The 4,744-nt window shown below is 72.1% G+C and carries 3 protein-coding genes and 1 pseudogene; 1 reads left to right on the top strand and 3 read right to left on the bottom strand.

Annotated features, from left to right (window positions below):
* On the bottom strand, positions 1 to 953 hold a 953-nt coding region (locus H5J33_RS23930), incomplete at its 3' end, for a Gfo/Idh/MocA family protein (RefSeq protein WP_181796959.1).
* Positions 954 to 1,157: 204 nt separating this feature from the next.
* Positions 1,158 to 2,252 (bottom strand): chemotaxis protein, encoded by a 1,095-nt coding sequence (locus H5J33_RS23925; RefSeq protein ID WP_181796958.1) that lies wholly within the window; start codon positions 2,250 to 2,252, stop codon positions 1,158 to 1,160.
* A gap of 415 nt (positions 2,253 to 2,667) precedes the next feature.
* Between H5J33_RS23925 and asnB the strand changes: the two genes are divergently transcribed.
* On the top strand, positions 2,668 to 4,509 hold the full coding sequence (gene asnB, locus H5J33_RS23920; protein ID WP_181796957.1) for an asparagine synthase (glutamine-hydrolyzing): 1,842 nt from the start codon (positions 2,668 to 2,670) through the stop codon (positions 4,507 to 4,509).
* Positions 4,510 to 4,549: 40 nt separating this feature from the next.
* Here asnB and H5J33_RS23915 read toward each other — a convergent pair.
* A pseudogene (locus tag H5J33_RS23915) lies at positions 4,550 to 4,744 on the bottom strand (hypothetical protein); the annotation flags it as partial.

Raw genomic sequence — 4,744 nt, 5'->3', positions numbered from 1 at the left:
GACCGTACGCCCGCCTCGGCGACCACGGACGCCGCGTACCCGTCCCAGGCGCTCGGACCGGTGACCTCGCCGCGCCGGGTGGCGTCCACCCAGGCCTGCACCTCGCGGTCGTAGGCGTCGGCGAAGCGGACGAGATAGTCCCGGGCCACCTCCTCGCGGGCGCCGTCCCGGGTGGTGACCACCATGGTGTGCGCCTCGCCGATCCGCGCGCTGCCCGCCTCGCACACCACCTCGCAGCGCACCTGGTAGCCGAAACCGCAGTTGACGAAGACCTCCACGTCCACCAGTGCGCCCGACCCGGTCTCGAACAGCACGAACTGGGGGTCGGACAGACCCCCGGGCGCCCGCGAGGACGGCGTGGGCCGCAGTACGGTGACCGCCGTCAGCTCCTGTCCGAGCAGCCAGCGGGCCGCGTCGATCTCGTGCGACACCGAGCTGTTGATCAGCATGGCGCTGGTGAAGCCGTCGGGTGAGGACACGTTGCGGTGGGTGCAGTGCAGCATCAGGGGCCGGCCCAGACCGCCGCCGTCCAGCAGCGCCTTCAGCCGCAGGTACTCGGCGTCGTAGCGGCGCATGAAGCCGATCTGCGCCAGCCGGCGGCCGAGCGCGGCCTCGGCCTCCATCACCCGCAGGGCGCCGGCGGAGTCCGGCACCATGGGCTTCTCGCACAGCACCGGCAGCCGGCGGGCGAAGGCGGCGAGCAGGGCCTCCTCGTGCGCGGGGCCCGGGGACGCGATCAGCACCGCCGCCACACCGGGTGCGTCCAGGGCGGCCAGCGGGTCGGTGTGCACGGTGACCCCGGTCAGGCCGGCCACCGCCGCCTCGGCCCGGGCGGGATCGGGATCGGCGACGGCCGCGACCCTGGCACCGCTCACCACTCGATCGAGGCGCCGTATGTGGTCCGCGCCCATGTGCCCGGCACCCAGCACCGCCACACCCAGCAACTCACCCATGCGCACGCTCCCTCACGCCGACGATCAGGCCGTAGCGTACGCGGGGGCTGGGGGCTGGGGGCTGGGGGCTGGGGGCTGGGCAGTCGGCGGGCCGGCGGTCGTGGGCTGGGAGCGGCTCCGTCCGGTCTCCCGACCGGCTCCGCACGGTCACCGGACCGGCTCGGCCCGCCCACCGGCCGCCCACCGGGCCGTGGCATCCCGCGATCAGTACCGCAGCACCCCGGCGATGCCGTTCGCGTCGTCCAGTGTGCCGTCCTGGACGAAGCGCACGTCGGCTCCGGTCTCCAGGCACCGCTCGACGATCTCGTCCACGATGTCGTCGCGGGCGTCCAGGTCGCCGGGCCGGGCCGGTTCCAGGTGGTCGCCGGTCTCGCGGACGGTCGTCCGGTAGTTCTCCTCCACGGCGAGCAGCCGGACGCGGCCGTCCCGGGCGCTCTGCCACAGCTCGTCGACCCCGGCCGCGTAGGCCCGGCGCCCGCGCGCCGAGGTGAGCTCGCGCAGGACGGACGCGGCGTTCTCGCGGGACTCCTCCTCCAGGACCGGCCGGATGGCCTGCCACACCGCCTCCGGACCGGCATGGGCGAGCCCGCCGCGGCGTATCGGCACGGCGTGGCGCGCGACCGTGCCGGCCTCCTCCATCAGGGACAGCGCCGCCTGCTCGCCGGTGATGTACAGCGGCCGGGGCGCCGCGCGCAGGACCCTGCTCATCACGGTGTCCGCCTCGCGCAGGAACCGGCGGGTGCCCTCGTCGCGGAAGGTGCTCGGCTGGTCGCCGATCTGCATGAGCCGCTCGGCGTCGAAGTTCTCCCGGGCACGCGTCAGCGGGAAGCCGCCCCAGTGCTCTTCCACGACGCGGCCGGCGCCGCCGTTCCACAGCGTGACGCGGTCGGCGGAGAGCGACAGCACCCAGAAGGGCCGCTCGGCAGCGTGGGCCGACACCAGGTTGCGGGTCAGGAAGGTGTCCGACAGCACCACCCGCTCGGGCACGGGCCGGGCCAGCGACCACACCTGGTGCTCACCCGGTGCGGCGAAGATCACCAGGCCGTCCTCGGCGTGTGTCAGGTCGACCTCGGCCAGGGCCCGGTCGAGTTGCGCCTCGACATCGGCACGGCGCTCACGGGTGACGGCGGGGTCGGACTCCAGCCGCCGGCGCGCCTCGGTCAGCGCGTTGCGCAGCCGGACCTGGTCCTGGCCGTTCCCGCGTTGCCGGCGGTGCGTCGGGGTCAGCACGGAGACCGCCGGATAGGGGCGCGGGCGGCGCAGTTCGGCGAGGGTCGCGGGACTCAGTGCGTGCTCCATGACAGCACGATAGGGCGGAAACACCATTACGGCATTCGGGGTAATCCGGGCCATTGCGGAGGCCTCCCGGTGATGCGCCGCGTCACCGCCGTACGTCCTCCGGAGTCTGTCCGCCGGGTTTCTGATCGCGAAGACGTAACACGCCGTTTACTTGAGGAAGTTTTTGCCTGTGGCCGGTTCCTGTCGGTAGGCGTGCGGCAACATGCGGATCCGTCGATTTTGCTGAGGCAAAACGCGGCCGAAACCGTGGAACCGGATACCCGTCCCGTGTTTCCGGTGCGTTGACTCGGCCGGACGTCTGGCGGACTCTCGATATAGGTGCTCGATACAACTGGTTTGCCCGGCCGACCTCCCGCTCCCGAGGAAAACGCAGGTGAACGGGGGTCCGTCGGCGGCCGGAGGCAGGAGGTAGCGCATGTGCGGCATCACCGGATGGGTCTCCTTCGACCGTGATCTGACCACCGAGGCCGCCGCCTTGGACGCGATGACCGAGACGATGGCCTGCCGGGGCCCGGACGACCGCGGCACCTGGAGCGAGGGACCCGCCGCCCTGGGGCACCGCCGGCTCGCCATCATCGATCTGCCCGGCGGCCGTCAGCCGATGTCCGTGCCCACCCCCGAGGGCACCGTGGCCATGGTCTACTCCGGCGAGGCGTACAACTTCACCGAGCTGCGCCGGGAACTCGCCGACCGTGGCCACCGGTTCACCACCGACTCCGATACCGAGGTGGTGCTGCACGGCTATCTGGAGTGGGGCGACGCGGTCGCCGAACGGCTCAACGGCATGTACGCGTTCGCCGTCTGGGACGGCCGGTACGACAAGCTGGTGATGATCCGCGACCGCATGGGCATCAAGCCCTTCTACTACTACCGGACCCCCGACGGCGTCCTGTTCGGTTCCGAGCCCAAGGCGATCCTCGCCAACCCGCTGGCCCGGGCCCGCGTCACCCTGGACGGCCTGCGCGAGCTGTTCGTCATGATCAAGACGCCGGGCCACGCCGTCTGGGACGGCATGGCCGAGGTGGAACCCGGCACCGTCGTCACCGTCGACCGCTCCGGCCTGTCCACCCGCGTGTACTGGCGCCTGGAGACCCGCCCGCACACCGACGACCGTGACACCACGATCGCCACCGTGCGCTCGCTTCTCGACGACATCGTGCGCCGCCAGCTGGTCTCCGACGTGCCGCGCTGCACCCTGCTCTCCGGCGGACTCGACTCCTCGGCCATGACCGCGCTCGCCGCCCGGCAGCTCGCCGTCCACGGCGAGAAGGTGCGCAGCTTCGCCGTCGACTTCGCCGGACAGACCGACAACTTCGTGGCCGACGAACTGCGCGGCACGCCCGACACGCCCTTCGTGCACGACGTGGCCCGGCTCGCCGGCACCGAGCACCAGGACATCGTGCTCGACTCCGACGCCCTCTCCGATCCCGGTGTGCGCGAGCGGGTGATCCGGGCCCGCGACCTGCCGTCCGGCCTCGGCGACATGGACAGTTCCCTGCTGCTGCTCTTCCGGGCCATCCGGGAGAAGTCCACGGTGGCGCTGTCCGGCGAGTCCGCTGACGAGGTCTTCGGCGGCTATCTGCAGTTCTTCGACGAGGAGGCGCGCCGCGCCGACACCTTCCCGTGGCTGGCCACCATGAACCGCCACTTCGGCGAGGACGCCGATGTGGTGCGTGCCGATATAGCCAAGGCCCTGGACCTCGAAGGCTATGTGGCCGACGGCTACCGCACTGCCATCGCCGGCATCGACCGCCTGGACGGCGAGAGCGACTTCGAGTACAGCATGCGGCGGATGAGCCATCTGCACCTGACCCGCTTCGTCCGCATGCTGCTCGACCGCAAGGACCGCATGAGCATGGCCGTCGGCCTGGAGGTCCGGGTGCCGTTCTGCGACCACCGGCTGGTCGAGTACGTCTACAACACTCCCTGGGCGCTGAAGTCCTTCGACGGCCGGGAGAAGAGCCTGCTCCGCGAGGCGACGGCGGATCTCCTGCCGAAGTCCGTGTACGACCGGGTGAAGAGCCCGTACCCGTCCACCCAGGACCCCGGGTACGCCCGTGCGCTCCAGGAGCAGGTCAAGGAGCTGCTGGCCCGGCCCTCCCACCCGGTGTTCGACCTGCTCGACCGGGACCGGGTGCGGGCGGCCTCCGAACGCGAGACCCCGGTCAGCACCCAGGCCGCCCGGCGCGGACTGGAACGCACCCTGGACCTCGCCGGGTGGCTGGACCTGTACTCGCCGGAACTGGTGCTCGGCTGAGCCGGAGCCCGGTCCGGGGGCCGGGTGCCCGGGCCGGTGCTCAGTCCAGCCCGATGATCCGGTCCGCGGCATGGGCCGTCGGCTGCCACCAGGTGGTCACCGGCTCCCAGACGAGCACCTGCCGTCCGGTGCCGAGCCGCCCCGCACCGAAGGACCGGCCCCAGTGCGCGGCCGACGCCGCCACCACTCCCTGGGCGCTGAAGTCCTTCGACGGCCGGGAGAAGAGCCTGCTCCG

Origin of the sequence: Streptomyces sp. WELS2 (genome assembly GCF_013870595.1) — a bacterium.
Lineage (GTDB): Bacteria > Actinomycetota > Actinomycetes > Streptomycetales > Streptomycetaceae > Streptomyces.
This window is presented reverse-complemented; position numbering and strand designations above follow the sequence as displayed.